The 14,790-nt window shown below is 68.2% G+C and carries 19 protein-coding genes; 13 read left to right on the forward strand and 6 right to left on the reverse strand.

What is annotated here, in order from left to right; all coding sequences use genetic code 11:
* Positions 1 to 497: 497 nt before the first annotated feature.
* Genes VN520_RS39330 through VN520_RS39340 form a run of 3 tightly spaced genes read right to left on the reverse strand, consistent with a single transcriptional unit; the run spans position 498 to position 1,780 of the window.
* On the reverse strand, positions 498 to 737 hold the full coding sequence (locus tag VN520_RS39330; protein ID WP_325751758.1) for a DUF397 domain-containing protein: 240 nt from the start codon (positions 735 to 737) through the stop codon (positions 498 to 500).
* Positions 730 to 918 (reverse strand): DUF397 domain-containing protein, encoded by a 189-nt coding sequence (locus VN520_RS39335; RefSeq protein ID WP_325751759.1) that lies wholly within the window; start codon positions 916 to 918, stop codon positions 730 to 732. The genes VN520_RS39330 and VN520_RS39335 overlap by 8 nt, the downstream gene beginning before the upstream one ends.
* Before the next feature lie 10 nt (positions 919 to 928).
* Positions 929 to 1,780 carry a helix-turn-helix transcriptional regulator gene (locus VN520_RS39340; protein WP_325751760.1) on the reverse strand — a complete coding sequence of 284 codons (852 nt, stop codon included), beginning with the start codon at positions 1,778 to 1,780 and terminating at the stop codon, positions 929 to 931.
* 213 nt (positions 1,781 to 1,993) lie between these two features.
* On the opposite strand from VN520_RS39340, the gene VN520_RS39345 reads away from it, so the two are divergent.
* The 4 genes from VN520_RS39345 (at position 1,994) to VN520_RS39360 (ending at position 5,687) form a co-directional block, all read left to right on the forward strand.
* Entirely contained in the window at positions 1,994 to 2,452 is a 459-nt protein-coding gene (locus VN520_RS39345) for an ATP-binding protein (protein WP_325751761.1), read from the forward strand.
* Between the two features lie 373 nt (positions 2,453 to 2,825).
* Complete coding sequence (locus tag VN520_RS39350) at positions 2,826 to 3,218, forward strand: Uma2 family endonuclease (protein WP_325751762.1); 393 nt, start codon at positions 2,826 to 2,828, stop codon at positions 3,216 to 3,218.
* A gap of 107 nt (positions 3,219 to 3,325) precedes the next feature.
* The gene (locus VN520_RS39355) at positions 3,326 to 3,859 is read left to right on the forward strand and encodes a DUF1648 domain-containing protein (RefSeq protein ID WP_325751763.1); all 534 of its coding nucleotides are present in this window, start codon (positions 3,326 to 3,328) and stop codon (positions 3,857 to 3,859) included.
* 316 nt (positions 3,860 to 4,175) lie between these two features.
* Entirely contained in the window at positions 4,176 to 5,687 is a 1,512-nt protein-coding gene (locus VN520_RS39360; protein WP_325751764.1) for an alpha/beta hydrolase, read from the forward strand.
* Between the two features lie 95 nt (positions 5,688 to 5,782).
* On the opposite strand, the gene VN520_RS39365 is transcribed toward VN520_RS39360, so the two are convergent.
* Complete coding sequence (locus tag VN520_RS39365; protein ID WP_325751765.1) at positions 5,783 to 6,421, reverse strand: histidine phosphatase family protein; 639 nt, start codon at positions 6,419 to 6,421, stop codon at positions 5,783 to 5,785.
* A gap of 181 nt (positions 6,422 to 6,602) precedes the next feature.
* Here VN520_RS39365 and VN520_RS39370 point away from each other — a divergent pair, with 181 nt between their 5' ends.
* From VN520_RS39370 to VN520_RS39390, 5 genes are all read left to right on the forward strand, one after another.
* Positions 6,603 to 7,004 carry a hypothetical protein gene (locus VN520_RS39370; RefSeq protein ID WP_325751766.1) on the forward strand — a complete coding sequence of 134 codons (402 nt, stop codon included), beginning with the start codon at positions 6,603 to 6,605 and terminating at the stop codon, positions 7,002 to 7,004.
* Positions 7,001 to 8,797 (forward strand): alpha/beta hydrolase, encoded by a 1,797-nt coding sequence (locus VN520_RS39375; protein WP_325751767.1) that lies wholly within the window; start codon positions 7,001 to 7,003, stop codon positions 8,795 to 8,797. Before VN520_RS39370 ends, VN520_RS39375 begins: the two co-directional genes overlap by 4 nt.
* 101 nt (positions 8,798 to 8,898) lie before the next feature.
* Positions 8,899 to 9,354: a hypothetical protein gene (locus VN520_RS39380; protein WP_325751768.1), complete on the forward strand. Its 456-nt coding sequence runs from the start codon at positions 8,899 to 8,901 to the stop codon at positions 9,352 to 9,354.
* 115 nt (positions 9,355 to 9,469) lie between these two features.
* Entirely contained in the window at positions 9,470 to 10,459 is a 990-nt protein-coding gene (locus tag VN520_RS39385; protein WP_325751776.1) for a bifunctional lytic transglycosylase/C40 family peptidase, read from the forward strand.
* Positions 10,460 to 10,763: 304 nt separating this feature from the next.
* Positions 10,764 to 11,501 (forward strand): phosphatase PAP2 family protein, encoded by a 738-nt coding sequence (locus VN520_RS39390; protein ID WP_325751769.1) that lies wholly within the window; start codon positions 10,764 to 10,766, stop codon positions 11,499 to 11,501.
* 202 nt (positions 11,502 to 11,703) lie between these two features.
* Here VN520_RS39390 and VN520_RS39395 read toward each other — a convergent pair whose 3' ends face one another.
* Positions 11,704 to 11,934: a hypothetical protein gene (locus VN520_RS39395; protein WP_325751770.1), complete on the reverse strand. Its 231-nt coding sequence runs from the start codon at positions 11,932 to 11,934 to the stop codon at positions 11,704 to 11,706.
* Positions 11,935 to 12,082: 148 nt separating this feature from the next.
* Between VN520_RS39395 and VN520_RS39400 the strand changes: the two genes are divergently transcribed.
* On the forward strand, positions 12,083 to 12,964 hold the full coding sequence (locus VN520_RS39400; RefSeq protein ID WP_325751771.1) for a hypothetical protein: 882 nt from the start codon (positions 12,083 to 12,085) through the stop codon (positions 12,962 to 12,964).
* A gap of 126 nt (positions 12,965 to 13,090) precedes the next feature.
* Positions 13,091 to 13,291 (forward strand): hypothetical protein, encoded by a 201-nt coding sequence (locus tag VN520_RS39405; protein ID WP_414720089.1) that lies wholly within the window; start codon positions 13,091 to 13,093, stop codon positions 13,289 to 13,291.
* Between the two features lie 32 nt (positions 13,292 to 13,323).
* Here the strand turns inward: VN520_RS39405 and VN520_RS39410 are convergent, their stop codons facing one another.
* Positions 13,324 to 13,689: a metal-sensitive transcriptional regulator gene (locus VN520_RS39410; protein ID WP_325751773.1), complete on the reverse strand. Its 366-nt coding sequence runs from the start codon at positions 13,687 to 13,689 to the stop codon at positions 13,324 to 13,326.
* 221 nt (positions 13,690 to 13,910) lie between these two features.
* On the opposite strand from VN520_RS39410, the gene VN520_RS39415 reads away from it, so the two are divergent.
* Together VN520_RS39415 and VN520_RS39420 are read left to right on the forward strand one after the other, a co-directional pair.
* On the forward strand, positions 13,911 to 14,531 hold the full coding sequence (locus VN520_RS39415; protein WP_325751774.1) for a DUF47 domain-containing protein: 621 nt from the start codon (positions 13,911 to 13,913) through the stop codon (positions 14,529 to 14,531).
* 5 nt (positions 14,532 to 14,536) lie between these two features.
* The coding region (locus tag VN520_RS39420; protein WP_325751775.1) for an inorganic phosphate transporter at positions 14,537 to 14,790 on the forward strand (254 nt) is incomplete at its 3' end.

A 14,790-nucleotide genomic window follows, 5' to 3' on the forward strand; every position in this document is an offset into this window, starting at 1 on the left:
TCATCGAGGTCATCGAGACGGCCGGACGAGTCGTCCGCTGCCCTCGCTACCTCTCCGTGGAAGTGGAATGCGTGGAGGGGCCCCGGCGCCGCAACGGCACCGGGGCCCCTAAGGAACTGCTCCACCATCTGCCGGCTCTCATGCTGCGCCGGCCATTCGTGTCCGCGGACCCGGCCTGCGGGCCGCGGCACGGCTCGTGGCGGCCCCTGATGACTGCGGGCCCCCCGGTCCGGTCGTCAGTCCCGTCGCCGTCCTGCAACCGCTCAGGCTTCGGAACTCCACCACCGCACCGCTCTGCGTGTACTGCTGCCCGGCAGTTCGTCTCTGCCGGGCCCTTCTCGATCTCGGTTACGTAAGAAACCATAGCTGCACGGCTACCCAATGTCTACTCTCACCGGGATAGATTTCCGTGCGCAGAGCGGAGAGATAATCGGCCTCGCCCGCTGCGGGATGACCTCGGCATGCAGGTGCGGCGCGTGGACGCCGCTTCGGGCGCCTCAGCTGCCCCCGGGGATGGCGCCGGCCTCGGCGAAGTGGTCGAACTCGCCGGCCACGACGCCCTTGGCGAACGCCTCCCACTTCTGCGCGGTGGTGGTCACGACCGTGCCGGGATCGTCGGTCCCACGCAGGTGCACGAGCTCCCCGGGTCCGAACGCCATCTCGATCCAGGGGCCAGGGCCCTCGGCGTCCTCGGGGGCGGCGCGGGTCCAGGTGAGGTCGGCGGGAAGGTCACCCACGGCCGTGGGCGACCTTGACGGTGCGGATGAGGGCGGCCCAGGCGGACGGGCTCGTCCGGAGTATCGCGCCGCCGGGGTCGCTGCTCTCGGTGAGCGCGACGGAGTCCTGGTCGGCGGCGACGTGTATGCACGCTTCGCCTTGTGCGCAGTAGGACGACTTCTGCCAGTCGGTCGCGGGCATCTTCGTTCCTTCACAGTTGTCGGGCGATGGCGTGGATGAGGTCTCGCGATCGAACCCTCGGCAGTGCGACAGCATCCAGGCGGTTGAGCAGTAGTCGGTACTGGGACAGCTGGGCTTCGGAGTCGATGAAGACCGGGCCGTGGGATTGGTCGAGTTGAGCGGTGTCAAGGGAAGGGACCGGGCCCGACACGTAGTACACGGACTGCCCGGACCCGGGGTAGTCCGTGGCGGAGAACGGGATGACTCCGATTGACACATGGGAGTGCTCGCTCACCTCAAGCAGATGCTGAAGCTGGGCGCGGGCAACGGCCGGGCCGCCGAACTGCATGCGCAGGGCGGCTTCATGAATGAGGGCGCGGTACGGCACGGCATTGTCGCGGTACAGGACGGTCTGGCGTTTCATGCGGTAGGAGACCCGGTGCTCGATCTCGGGTGGAGAGATCTCGGGTACGGCCTGCCGGTGGATCGCGCGTGCGTGATCCACCGTCTGTACGAGGCCGGGGATGTGCATGCTGTGCGCAGCCCGCAGGCTCGTGCCATGGTGTTCGATCTCGGCCAGATCAAGGAGTTTTGGAGGCAGGATGTCCCTGTACTCCTCCCACCAGCCGCGCTTACGGTCGCCTGTCATGTCGACCAGAGCGGCGATCAGTGTCTGATCCGTGCAGGAATATGCCTGTGCGGCTACCCGCACCCTGCCTGCACTGACGCCGAACCGTGCCACCTCTATGTTGCTGAGCTGCCCTGCGCTCGTACCCAGGAGATCTGCGGCCTGTGTGGTGGTCAGCCCGGCACGCTCGCGTAGCTTGCGCAGTTCCGCGCCCAGCCGTGCGCGGCGTGCAGTGGGTGCTGCCCTACCTGCCATATGAACTCTCCCTGGGGTCAGCTGTGTTGCAGAGCGTCACTCACACGAGTGGTTCAAATCAAGGATTCCGGTCGAATAAAGCAAGTAATCCTTGCGAGAGCCTAGTCTGTGACCCAGGCCACCCGCCCGGAAGTACCCCGCTCGACGGAGCGGTCTCGTCACCGGGCCATGCGACACGCACATCCCGACGCTCCTCCGTGAACGGAGACTTCCATGGCCATGGCCACCGTAACGCCGCCCTGGGCGTACACCCTCCAACTTCCGCAGGATCCCCGTGGCCCCGGTATCGCCCGGGCGACTCTGCGGACCGTGCTGGCGGTGCACGGGATGCGGGATCTCATCGAGACCGCCGAGCTGCTGGCGGGCGAGCTGGTCACCAATGCGTACCGGCACTCCTCGGCGCCGTACTCGCTCCGGCTGCGCGGGGCGGGGCGCAATCGGGTACGGGTCGGGGTGTGGGACAGCAATCCGGTGATTCCGGAACCGTTCGGCGGCGTTCCGGAGGAACCGTGTGCCCTGGCCGAGCGGGGGCGTGGGCTGCAGATCGTAAGGGAGTGCGCGAAGAGCTGGGGTGCGTACCCGATCAGGGGCGGGCTGCCGGGGCAGGGCGGGAAAGTGCTGTGGGTCGAATGTGCGGGGAAGCCGGATTGTCAGTGGAGTGACCTGACGTAACTCTGTGTAGCTGTCGATGGATCGGTGGAGAGGGCTTCGATGTCAGAGGCTTACGGATATGACTGGCAGTACGGTGGAATTCCCACCGGACGGGACACGGGCCCACCCGCCGAGTCCGTTCGTGCGGGCACTGCACCCGCGTCGCAGGGACGGAGACCACACGTCATGTCTGCTGACCCGCCCTGGCGTCCGCGCCCAGGAAACCTGCGTGAGATCGCCGCGAAGATCGAGGAAGCAGCGGGTCTGCGCGTGCAGGTCCTGGGGGGAAGTCTCGTGATGTCACCGACGCCGCGTGGCATAGCACGCGGGGACGATCAGGCGGCTGCGTCTGCAGTTGGACCCGGGGCTGCCGGCAGGGCTCGCGGCGTACGAAGTGACTTCGGCGGCAATGCCCGGCGACCTCGACGACTACGCCACACCGGATCTCGTCGTGTTGCCCGAGGCGTGGGACGACGACGACAACTGGCTGGCCGACCCTGCGGACGTGGAGCTGGCCGTGGAGGTCATCTCCCAGTCGGAGAAAGCCAGGGACATCGGCCAGAAGACCGACTGGTACTCGGTGGCAGGGGTGCGGACGCTGCTCGTCCTGGACCCCCGGCGCGGTACGTGGGCGATGCACACGCAGCCCGGCGAGGGCAGGTATCAGGAGTCGCGGCGTGGCAAGTGCGGGGAGGGCGTCCCTCTTCCTCCGCCCCTCGCCCTGACGGCGAGCACGGACTCGTTTCCCCTGTACGGCGTTTCCGGTGAACCGTCCCGGCGCGGATGAGGGCGCGCCTACGGGCTGTGTGCGCGGGAGATCTGACGGCGGGGCTGAACGTACCGTGAGGTGGTGAGCTCTTTCCAACTCCGAGCTCTCATCGGATGATCAGTTCCATGGCCTTCTCCTCCCGTCCTGTCCGGCTGTGGTTGCTCCCCAACGCCGTCCTTCTTGCCGGGCTGGCGACTTGGGGAATCCTCCGCTATCCGCACTTACCGGATCGGATACCGAAGCACATCGGAGTCGACGGAGTGGACGCCTGGACCGACAGGTCGATCGGCAGCGCGTTCGTGTTGGTCTTCGTGTATGCGGGAGTGACGATGCTGATGGCTGGTTGCGCGGAACTGACATTACGAGTGATACCGCGCGACGAGCTGCCGAATGCCGACGCTGCACCGTTCGCCGCTGCGCAGGCGACATCGTCCCTGCTCAACAGGCCCGGTAGCCGTGCCTCGGCACGCCGGGCCGCACGCGCGCTGCTGCTGTTCAACACCTGTATCGGAATCTCGTTCCTCGCGGGCTGCGGAATGCTCTGGCGTTCCACGCCGGACCCGAACGTGCCCACGTGGCTTTTCGCGGCGATGGTTCTGCCGCTCCTTGTCGGCAGCGCGGTGACAATTGCTGCGGCCGTGAGTGACCGAAAGCGGTGAGCCCGCTCATCGAGCCCTCCCGACCTGACGGCGTCACCGTTGACGTTGGCTGATGTACGACGCGAAGAAGATCGGCTGCCCTGATCCGGAACCGGCGGAGGCGGGCCGGGCTGGGCCGTGTCGAAGGCGGGGCCGAACCACGTGGGTAGCCCCAGCCCTTAGGGAGCATTTCAGGGGCTTGCCGGATACCGGGCGGAACGTGCGCGGACGATGCTCAGGACCTCGGACGAGGTGAGGGGCAGTCGCTGTGGTGGACAGTCAGGCATGGGGCGAAGGGCGCAGCCGGAGAGGGCGGTCATACCTCGTCTGCGGCGCGGTGTTGGCCTTGACGGTCAGCTTCACGGGCGTGGAGATCGCGAACGGTACGCCGGGCCGAGGGGAGGGCGGTGCGCCGGGTGAGCGGTGGGCGCCGGGGCCCGCCGGAGCGGGTTCGCGCATCGGGTGGAAACCGTGCGAGGGCGATGCCTCGGCGGAGTGCGGCGCACTTTCGGTGCCGGTGGACTGGGGGAAGCCGGACGGGGAGCGGTTCGACCTTCAGCTCGCCCGTCGCAGGGCCACGGGCCCCGGGGCGCGGGCCGGCTCCCTGGTGTTCGGGCCCGGAGGGCCTGGGGACTCGGGCGTGAACCGGATCGTGGGAGCGGGCAATATGGGCCGCTTCAGCGACAACCTCCGCAGCCGGTTCGACATCGTCAGTTTCGATCCGCGCGGTGTGGGGCTCAGCAATCCGATCCGCTGCTCGCAGGAGCTTCTGGACAGGCGTCCGTCGCCGGTCATGAAGAGCCGGGCCGAGTTCAACGCCACGGCGAAGTACAACCATGAGCTGCGGGAGGACTGCAGGAAGAACACTGAGAACGGACTCTTCGACCACGTCGACACCCTCAGCATGGTGAAGGACCTCGACGCCGTCCGGGCAGCTCTCGGCGAGAAGTCCCTGACCTTCCACGGAAGTTCGTACGGCACCCTGCTCGGCGCGCAGTACGCGGAGCAGTATCCGGAGCGGGTCCGTGCCCTGGTCCTGGAGGCCGTGGTGGACCACAGTCTGGGCACGGGGGAGTTCCTCGCCACCCAGGCCGCCACGCTCCAGGACTCCTTCGACGAGTTCGTGGCGTGGTGCGAAAGGACTGAGAGCTGCGCCCTGCACGGTTCGGACGTGCGGGCACTCTGGGCGGATCTGCTGGACCGCGCCGGGCGGGGGGAGCTGTCGTACGACGGCAGGGCGCTGACCCGGTTCGACCTCAGCGTCATGGTGATGAAGCGGCTGTACGGCCCCGAGCGGGCGAGGCTGGGCCAGGAACTGCGCGGAATGAAGGAAAGCGTGCCGGAGGCGGCGCAGGTGGCAGAGGTGGTAGAGACGGCGCAGGCGGCCGGAACGACCGCGGGCGGGTCAGGAACCGCGCTCGGGGAGAATGCGTTCGAGATCTTCTGCCAGGACTGGAGTCTGCCGGTCCGCGGCTACCAGGGGTACGCGCGGGAACTGCGCCGCGTGAGCAGCATCGCCGCGGACATGAAGTACCCCCGCGCCCTGATGGCCGTATCCGCCTGCCTCGGTGCGCCCGAGCCGGACAACCCGCAGCACCGGCTGAAGGTGAGGACCAGCAGGCCCATCCTGCTCACCCACTCGCTTCACGACCCGGCGTCCGGTTACGACTGGGCCACCCATGTGGCGGAGCAGCTCGGCAGCAGCGCCGTCCTGCACACGTACGAGGGCTGGGGCCACGGCACGTACAGCAGCAGTCCCTGCGTACAGGAGACGGTCGACGCCTATCTGGTCTCGCTGAAGGTCCCGGCCCGTGGCGCCGGTTGTCCTGCCGTCGAGCCGGCCGGGTGAGGCAGCAGCGAGATGGCACCGGGCCGCCCGTCCGGGTGAACAGTGGTTCGTGAGCCGTCCGTCCGGGGGCGGGCGGCGGCCCGGATGCCACGGCCTCAGGCCCGGAGCTCCGGGGGGAAGCCGGTCCAGCGGAGGGCCTTCGGGAGGTGACCCATGTCGTTGACCATGAGCAGGGCTGCGGGTCTGCCGGGTGTGTAGCGGATGACGGTCAGCGCGGCGTTGGCGTGGTTGAGGCCCAGCCAGCGCCAAGCGGGAGCGTCGAGGGCGTCCCGGACCAGCCAGGCGGCCAGGAAGGCGTGGGTGACGAGGAGTTCGTGGCGGGGCCCGTCACCGTCCGCCGCTCCGGTGAACCGTGCCAGCGCAGCGCCTGCCAGCTCCGGTCCCCGGCTGCGTTCGGGCTCCGGGAACTGCTCCACGAATGCGAGAAACCGGTCCGCCGATTCCGTGGGGAGCTCCTCCCGTCGCGGCACGTAGGGGATGTAGTCCCCGGCCGGCTCCGAGACCTGGAGGGGGATGTCCCGCCCGAGCCGTTCGTGGACCAGCCGGGCCGTCTGTGCGGCCCGGGGCAGCGGACCGTGGCGGACGGCGGCGAGCGGTGTGTCCCGGAGCCGTTCACCGAGCAGGGCCGCCTGGCGCCGGCCCTGCTCCGTCAGCTCGGTCTCGTCCGGGGACGCCTCGGCGTGCCGGGCGATGTAGAGGAAGCGGGTGGAGGTCTCGCTGGAGGTCACGGTCATGGGGGAACTTTCGGCTGGTCCGGTGGTTGCCGGAGGGGACGGCGTCTCTCTCCGGTCGGTTCCGGGTCGCGCGTTCGGGTGATGTCGGTGCGGGCGGCCCCTTACGGGGACGGGGGCTTCGGCTCGTGTGATCGCCGTGCCCGGCGTGTCGGGTACACCGTGTTTGGCACAGTGCCGCTCCGTGATCGAGAACGGGGTGAGCGCTATGACCGCGATGCGCGGGCAGGGAGAGCCGGCGGTACCGCCGGGTCGGGGCGACTGCGGGCAGAGGCTGAAACACAGCGACGGGCCGTGGCTGCGGGCCGCCGGGGGCGCGGAAGGACTGGCGGCTCATCTGGGACCCGTGCGGCACGAACTGGCGGCGGCTCATGAGGGCCTGCTGGCAGGTGCGGGACGGCTGACCGCGCTCGCGGAGCTGGCGGCCGTGCGGGAGTCCTGGGAGAGGCGGATCCAGGCGGCGCAGGGTGAGTGCGGAAGCCTGGCGGCCAAGCTGCGGGCCGTCGCACGGACGCAGGGAGCCACGAACGAGGCCGTCAGGTCCTCCTTCACCGCAATGACACCGTGCGGGGGAGACGAGCGGTGACGCCGACGCTGACCTGGGCGCAGTTACGGGACCTGAACTGTGCCGAGCTGGAGGGCGCGGCCGACGGATGGGGCAAGTCGAGCAACCGGGCCGATGCGGCGCGGGACCGCATCGAACAGCAGTTGCTCACCGGGCTCCGCGACACGCAGGAGGGCGAGGCGGCGCAGGCGGCGGTCGCACGGCTGCGGCAGCTGGGGCGGAACTTCCAGTACGTGTACACCGAGTGCGGGCTCCTGCGTACGACGCTGAACTCCCTTTCCCACGAGATGAAGACCCAGCAGCGGGTGCTGCGAGAGGCGTTGGACGATGCGGTCGCGCTGAAGTTCACGGTGCACGCGGACGGGTCGGTGACGTATCCGGCGGCGGGTGAGGGGCTCATCGACGGTGCACCCCTGCGGGGCGGTACGGCGTCGTCGACCGGGTCCCCGGGGCTGGTGCCACCTTCGGGCCTGGTGGCGCCGAATCCCCACGCGGCGAAGGCCCAGGACATCGCGGACCGGGTGACCGGGGCGGCGCGGGCGGCGGCCGAGATCGACTGGCGGTACGCGGGGATCCTGCGCCGGCTGAAGGCGGAGGAGGGCCTGAAAGTCCCGGACTCCACGTGGAAGGACGCGGCGGGCGACGCGGCGGAGGTCCGTGACGCGGCGGGGGCGTACCTCAAGGACGCCATCCCGCGGGATGCCTCTCCGGCGGAGCGGCGGGACTGGTGGGCGGGACTGACCCAGGAACAGCGCGAGGAGTACCTCGCGGTGTACCCGGACCAGATCGGGAACCTGGACGGAATCCCGGCACTGGTGCGCGACGCGGCCAACCGGGACAATCTGCGGCTGTTGATCGGCGAGCTGGAGGGGCGGGATGACGAGAAGTCGATCACGCAGCTGGCGGGCCTGCGGGAGATCGACCGGCAGTTGGGCGCGGCGGTCAAGCCCGGTGAGCCTCCGATGTTCCTCCTCGGAGTCAGCGATGAGGGGAACGGGCGGGCGATTGTTTCCTATGGGAATCCTGATACGGCGAAGAACGTGTCGACGTATGTACCAGGGTTGAATACTTCGCTGGACGAGGATTTCGCGAAGAATGACCTGAAGCGCGCTCTGGACACTGCGAAGGGTTCCCGATATCACGATCCTTCGAGTGCTGCGGTGGCATGGCTAGGATACGACGCACCGCAGGCAGTTGATGGATTCAGCAGTTTGTCTGTAGCTGGCGATGGGCGGGCGGTGGAAGGCGGTAAACGCCTAAGTGAATTTACCGCAGGATTGTCCGCGACCAACGAAAACGAAGATCCCCACTTGACGGCCATCGGGCACTCCTATGGGTCTCGCACCGTTGGGGCGGCGGCAACGCAACAAGGGGGCGGCATTCCCGGAATTGACGACATTGTTCTGGTCGGCAGCCCTGGGGTGGGCGTCGACCATGCTGAGGATCTCGGAGTGGGGAAAGAGCATGTGTTCGTCGGAGCTGCAGAGAACGACGTAGTGACTGTCTTGCCGTCGAAACAGCAAGCGGCTGCCGGTGCCGTGGGGTCATGGTTTGGCCCACTTCTCTACGTCGCAGGTGATGTTGCAGATCAAGGAGACGATGACCTCTGGTTCGGGAAGGATCCAGCGAGTGAGTCATTCGGTGCTAAAAGGTTTCGTGTTGACGACGGCCCCGGTCTCGTAGGAGATTTTGGGCCCTCTATTGCTGCACACTCGCAGTACTTCGACCCGAAGAGAGACGCGGTATCAGCGCATAATATTTCGCTTATTTCTGCAGGGCGTTCCGAGAAAATTAACACCCAGGAGTACCGATGAGGTGCAGAGCCGTTACATTAACCTTTGGTTTGGTCGCTGTGCTGCTACTCGCAGGTTGCACAAGCGGTCTCGGCCCCTTGGGTGGAAGTGAGAGGCCCAATATGAACATGCAGCAGGCTGCGCAGCGAGCGGATGACATTCTCGATGATCTTCTGGGGAAGATTCACCCAGAAGTGAAGTGGACGCACGACACGACCAGCGTCGGAAGCTGTGACGTAACTAGAAGGCGCGCCGTGATGACCATTGTGTCAGCTGAGCGCAGAGGCAACTTCTTGGGCGTGGTGGATCGTTCTTGGCGCAGCAACGGGTACCGGATGAAGTCCATCAACAATGACCCGGACGTCCCGGCGATCTTCGCGCAGACGCAGGACGGGTTCGGCGTCAGCCTGATCGTCGGAGGAGAAGGCCAGGTGTTCTTCGAAGTCGACACCCCCTGCGTAGAGGAGTCGGAGGTGGCCGAGTCCACCACTCGGGCGACTGCGCCCACCTACGAGGGGATGGAGCACATCCCCCGCCCCAACATCCGCTCGCCCTTCTGGTCCGCCGGCGCCCCCTGACCCCTCGTAGCCGCCCCTGACGCCCCCTCATGCACCCATCTATCCGTACACACCAGCGAATCGCGTCGTGAACCGTGCCCGAATGGGGGATGGTTGGGGTGTGCGGAAATACTGGGTGTTCGTCGGTGGTGGGATCGGGCTGGGCCTGTGCTTCATCGCCCTGCTCGTCGTCGGTACGTACTCCGCCGCCGCCGGGATCTCCGGGGCGAGCGGGGCCATCGGGCTGGTCAAAGGGGCGGTGCCGGCGCGTTATCAGCCACTCGTGGAGAAGTGGGGCAACCTCTGCCCCGCCATCAACCCGGCCCTCCTGGCCGCGCAGTTGTACCAGGAGAGCGGCTGGAATCCGCGCGCCCAGAGTCACGCCGCCGCGCAAGGCATCGCGCAGTTCATCCCCGGCACCTGGGCCTCGCACGGGATCGACGGGGACAAGGACGGGGACCGGGACGTCTGGGATCCGGCCGATGCGATTCCGTCGGCCGCCTCCTACGACTGCGAGCTCGCGGGCTACGTCGAGAAGGTGCCGGGCGACCCGACCGACAACATGCTCGCCGCGTACAACGCGGGTGCCTACCGGGTGATCCGGTCCGGTGGGGTGCCCGCGATCAGTGAGACGCAGAATTACGTCAAGATCATCCGGTCCCTGGAGAAGAGCTTCGCCAAGCCGGTCGGCCGGGTGCAGCCCTCGCAACAGGCTGCCGGGGCGATCTACTTCGCGCAGAAGAAGCTCGGCACCCCCTATCTCTGGGGTGGGAACGGCACGGCCGAGCAGGGGGGCCGGTTCGACTGTTCCGGGCTGACCCAGGCCGCGTACCGGACGGTCGACATCGAGCTGCCCCGGGTGGCCAACGACCAGTACAACGCCGGGCCCCACCCCTCCCGGGACGAACTCCTTCCCGGTGACCTGGTGTTCTTTTCGGACGATCTGAACAATTCGCGGGCCATCCGGCACGTGGGCCTCTACGTCGGCGGCGGGTACATGATCAACGCTCCGTACACCGGCGCGGTCATCCGGTTCGACAAGATCGACACCCCTGATTACTTCGGTGCCACAAGGGTCACGAAGGATGGCGCCGCCGCGCTTCCCACCGCGCTCCCGGAAGGCTGACACCCAGTCGGACGTGGCTGGAACTCTTCGTGAAGCCGAGGCCCTGAGCTGCGACGATGAGTCACTCTTCGATAACGTCATGGTGATCATTCGGTGGAGAACGGAACGTACGCAGCCGGCAGGCCGTTCCCTGGACTGGGACAGCATGCGCACATGACCATGCGTGCCTGCCCGGATCAGTCGGGCGTGACGGCATCATGGCGTGGCGCGGCACTGGATCCGCACCGACCACGGGGGTCAGACCAAGGCGACGCACGCCGTTGTGCGTCGCAGCAGCAGCAGAAAAGACAAGGGGCCGCGGCAGATGGCTGGACTCGCACTCGATGGGTCGAACCCCGATGTCAGCCTGCTCTACGACATCAATGGGCTGGCGAAGGCCGCTCCGACCTGGTTCGACCGGGTCATGGAGTTCGTCGGTGAATTCGGGATCATGTTCGCCATGGTCCTGCTGGTCCTGTGGTGCTGGTGGAGCGTGCGCCGACGCGGGACGACCGAGGACTCGGTGACGGCGGTCGCCGGCCTCGTGTGGGCGCCGCTGGCCGCCGGGATCGCACTGCTCATCAACATCCCGATCCGGGGATTCGTGGAGAGGCCCCGCCCGTTCTTCGACCACAAGGGACTCGAAGTCCTGGTGAAGGGCAAGACGGACTTCTCCTTCGTGAGTGACCACGCGACGATGGCGATGGCGATCGCGGTGGGGCTCTTCGTGGCCAACAGGAAATTCGGCCTGGCGGCGATCGGGCTGGCGCTCCTGGAGGGCCTCTGCCGCGTCTACATGGGTGTGCACTATCCGACCGACGTGATCGGCGGCTTCGCGCTCGGCACCGCCGTGGCACTGCTGCTCGCCCCGCTCGCGATGATGCTGCTGACGCCTCTCGTGGGGGCCGTGGCCCGTACGGGCGCGGTCGGCCGGCTCGTCCGCTCGGGCGGAGTGGTCACCGTGCCGGACGCGGACGGGCGGAGCGAGTCGCGCGTGATTCCGGAGCCGAGCCCGGGCGCCGGCCGTGCCGGTGCGCCCGGTGACAGGGACCTCGCCGCGTAGGCGGAGGGATACGGCGGTTCGAGGGGGGCGCCCCGTGCGGGACGCCCCCCTTTCGCATGGGCCGGGCGGCGCATGCGGCAGTTCGTGCGGTCGTTTCGCTCCCTGGGCCCCTGGGCCCCTGGGTTCCTCTGGTCCTTGGGCCCCTGGATTCCTCGGGTCCTTGGGGCCTTGGGTTCCCGGGCCCCGGCGGGATTCCTGCCCTCTAGGCGTTCTGGCGGGCCCCGGCCGGGGACGAGCGGTGTTCCTCCGCGTCCGTGCGGGCCCGGTCGCGTGAGCGCCGGGCCGGCCCGGACCAGCCGCAGGTGCACCGCGCCAGGCAGAACGAGCCTCGTTCGAGCGTGGTGGTGCTGTGCGGCGGGGCAAGGGCGGCGGGAGGTGTGGAGGTCGGAGCGAGCGCCTGGGCCGGGACGTGGGCTTGGGGGTCCTCGTGCACGGATCCACGGTACTGCGGCGGCCCGCTGCCGTGAACCGGTGGGCCGGACGGCTGCCGCGAGGGGCCCCGTGGCGTGACGGGGCGCCCCGGCTGTCGTTAGGCGAGGCGGGCGGGAATCCGGCCGGATGTACGTCGTTGGGGGCGGGCGATGGTGGTGCGGCGGCGCAGGTGCGGAGGCGGAGCACTGGTTGTGTACGCCCTGGCCGTCGCCGGCGTGATGACGACGGGCAGCGGGTGTTCCGGTGCGGGTGCCGAGGGCGGTGCCGGTGGGCGTGCCGTCGCCCAGGACGGCCCGGCCGGCACTCCGGCGGCTGTGGTGCGGCGGGCAGCCGAGGAACTGGCCGGTGCGGGGAGCGCCGGGACGCGTACGTCGATGGAGACCGCGGCCGGCGGGACCCGGGTGACGATCAGGGGCGAAGGGGCGTACGACTTCCGCAGGCAGCTCGGCCGGATCGAGGTGGTGCTGCCGAAGGACGCCGCCGGGGCGGGCAGGCGCCGGCCGATCACGGAACTGCTGGCGCCGGGGGCGCTGTACATGAAGAACCGTGGTGCCGGGGTGCCCGACGGCAAATGGGTGCGTATCGACACGACGGCCCTGGAGGACGGCAACCTGGTCACCGGTGGTGTGACGGATCCGACAGCCTCCGCCGAGCTGCTGCGCGGCGCGGTCGAGGTGACGTACGTCGGGCGGACGGAGCTGGCCGGAGTGGCGGTCCGGCACTACCGGGGGACCGCGGACATCGGACGGGCGGCGCGGGCGGCCTCGCCTTCCTCGCGCGGGGCGCTGGCCGCCGCAGCGAAAGGGTTCAGCACGGATGCGGTGCCCTTCGACGCCTATCTGGACGACGAGGGCCTGCTGCGCAAGGTGCGCCACCGCTTCTCCTTCGTCACCGAGGGGCGGGCGGTGGCGGTGGTGTCGACGATGCTGCTGTACGGCTTCGGGGGGCCGGTCCGGGTGGAGCTTCCTCCGGAGGGGGACATCTACACGGGACGGGTCCAGCAGGGCCCGAGTGGCCCGGAAACGCCGTAGGGAGGGGGCCGAAATGGTCCGTCCGTGCCATGCGCGGTGCGTGCCGCGCTCCCTACGCTAGGGAGCCGGTGCGCCAGGAGTCGGCGACAGCAGTGGGATCGGCGACAGCAGAGAAAGGTGACGCAGGTGATGACGCTCAGCGCTCCGACCGCTCAGGACTGTGTGGCCCTGGCCGAGATCGAACTGTGCGGCGAGCTCATGATCGCGGCAGCGGACGCATGTGAGGACCGGCTCAGTTCCGACCGTATCGACGAGGTGCTCAACGTCGGCGCATACGCAGCCGAGCCGGCGCCGACGATTCCCCGGCAGGGCCGTCACCGGGGGTGACCTGCTTCCCCCTCGCGTTCTCCCGGCCGCCGTCAGGTACGCAGGAGGCGGGCGATCGCCTTGGTGGCCTCTTCGACCTTCGCGTCGATCTCCGCACCGCCCTTGAGCGCGGCGTCCGCGACGCAGTGGCGCAGATGCTCCTCCAGCAGCTGGAGCGCGAAGGACTGCAGGGCCTTCGTGGAGGCCGAGACCTGGGTGAGTATGTCGATGCAGTAGACGTCCTCGTCCACCATCCGCTGGAGGCCGCGGATCTGCCCCTCGATGCGGCGCAGCCGCTTGAGGTGCTCCTCCTTCTGGTGGTGGTACCCGTGAATGCCCCGGTCGTGGTCGGTGACGACCGCTTCCGCACCGGTCACGCCGGCGCTGCCGGTGCTCGCGGTGGTCTCGGTGCTGGTCATGGAGTCCTCCCGTTGTCCTCTTGGCCGGCGGTGTTCGTGCCGTTCCGCACCGTCTGTATACCCCTGCCGGGTATATCGTAACGAATCCAGCCGAAACGTGACCGGGGGGCCGTGCTGATCACTGTGCCCGATGCGCGACACTGAAGAACGCCGGTTAGCCGTGGCCGGATGATGCGCCTAGCATCAGCCTGACCGAATCCAAAGCACCCCGAGGACCCCACGTGCGCTTTCGTCTGACCCCCAGGGAGACGAGCTTCTACGACATGTTTTCCGCTTCCGCGGACAACATCGTCACGGGCTCGAAACTCCTGATGGAACTGCTCGGGGCGGATTCTGCCTCCCGAGTCGAGATCGCGGAGCGTATGCGGGCAGCGGAGCACGCGGGGGACGATGCCACCCACGCGATCTTCCACCAGCTGAACTCCTCCTTCATCACGCCGTTCGACCGCGAGGACATCTACAACCTCGCGTCGTCGCTCGACGACATCATGGACTTCATGGAGGAGGCCGTCGACCTGGTCGTGCTGTACCAGATCGAGGAGCTCCCGAAGGGTGTCGAGCAGCAGATCGAGGTCCTGGCCAGGGCGGCGGAACTGACTGCCGAGGCCATGCCGAGTCTGCGGACCATGGACAACCTCACCGAGTACTGGATCGAGGTCAACCGCCTGGAGAACCAGGCCGACCAGATCCACCGCAAGCTGCTGGCCCAGCTGTTCAACGGCAAGTACGACGCCATGGACGTGCTGAAGCTCAAGCAGATCGTGGACGTGCTGGAAGAGGCGGCCGACGCGTTCGAGCACGTCGCCAACACCGTGGAGACCATCGCGGTCAAGGAGTCCTGAACCTCGTGGACACCTTTGCGCTGATCGTGACCATCGGTGTCGCGCTCGGCTTCACGTATACGAACGGCTTCCACGACTCCGCGAACGCCATCGCCACCTCGGTCTCCACCCGGGCGCTGACGCCCAGGGTGGCGCTCGCCCTGGCGGCGATCATGAACTTCGTCGGCGCGTTCCTCGGCCAGAAGGTCGCGCAGACCGTCAGTGAGACCATCGACCCACCACAGACCAACCACGGCCTGATCATCGTGATGGCGGGCCT

It is taken from the genome of Streptomyces sp. (assembly GCF_035563135.1).
In the GTDB taxonomy this organism is placed as follows: domain Bacteria; phylum Actinomycetota; class Actinomycetes; order Streptomycetales; family Streptomycetaceae; genus Streptomyces.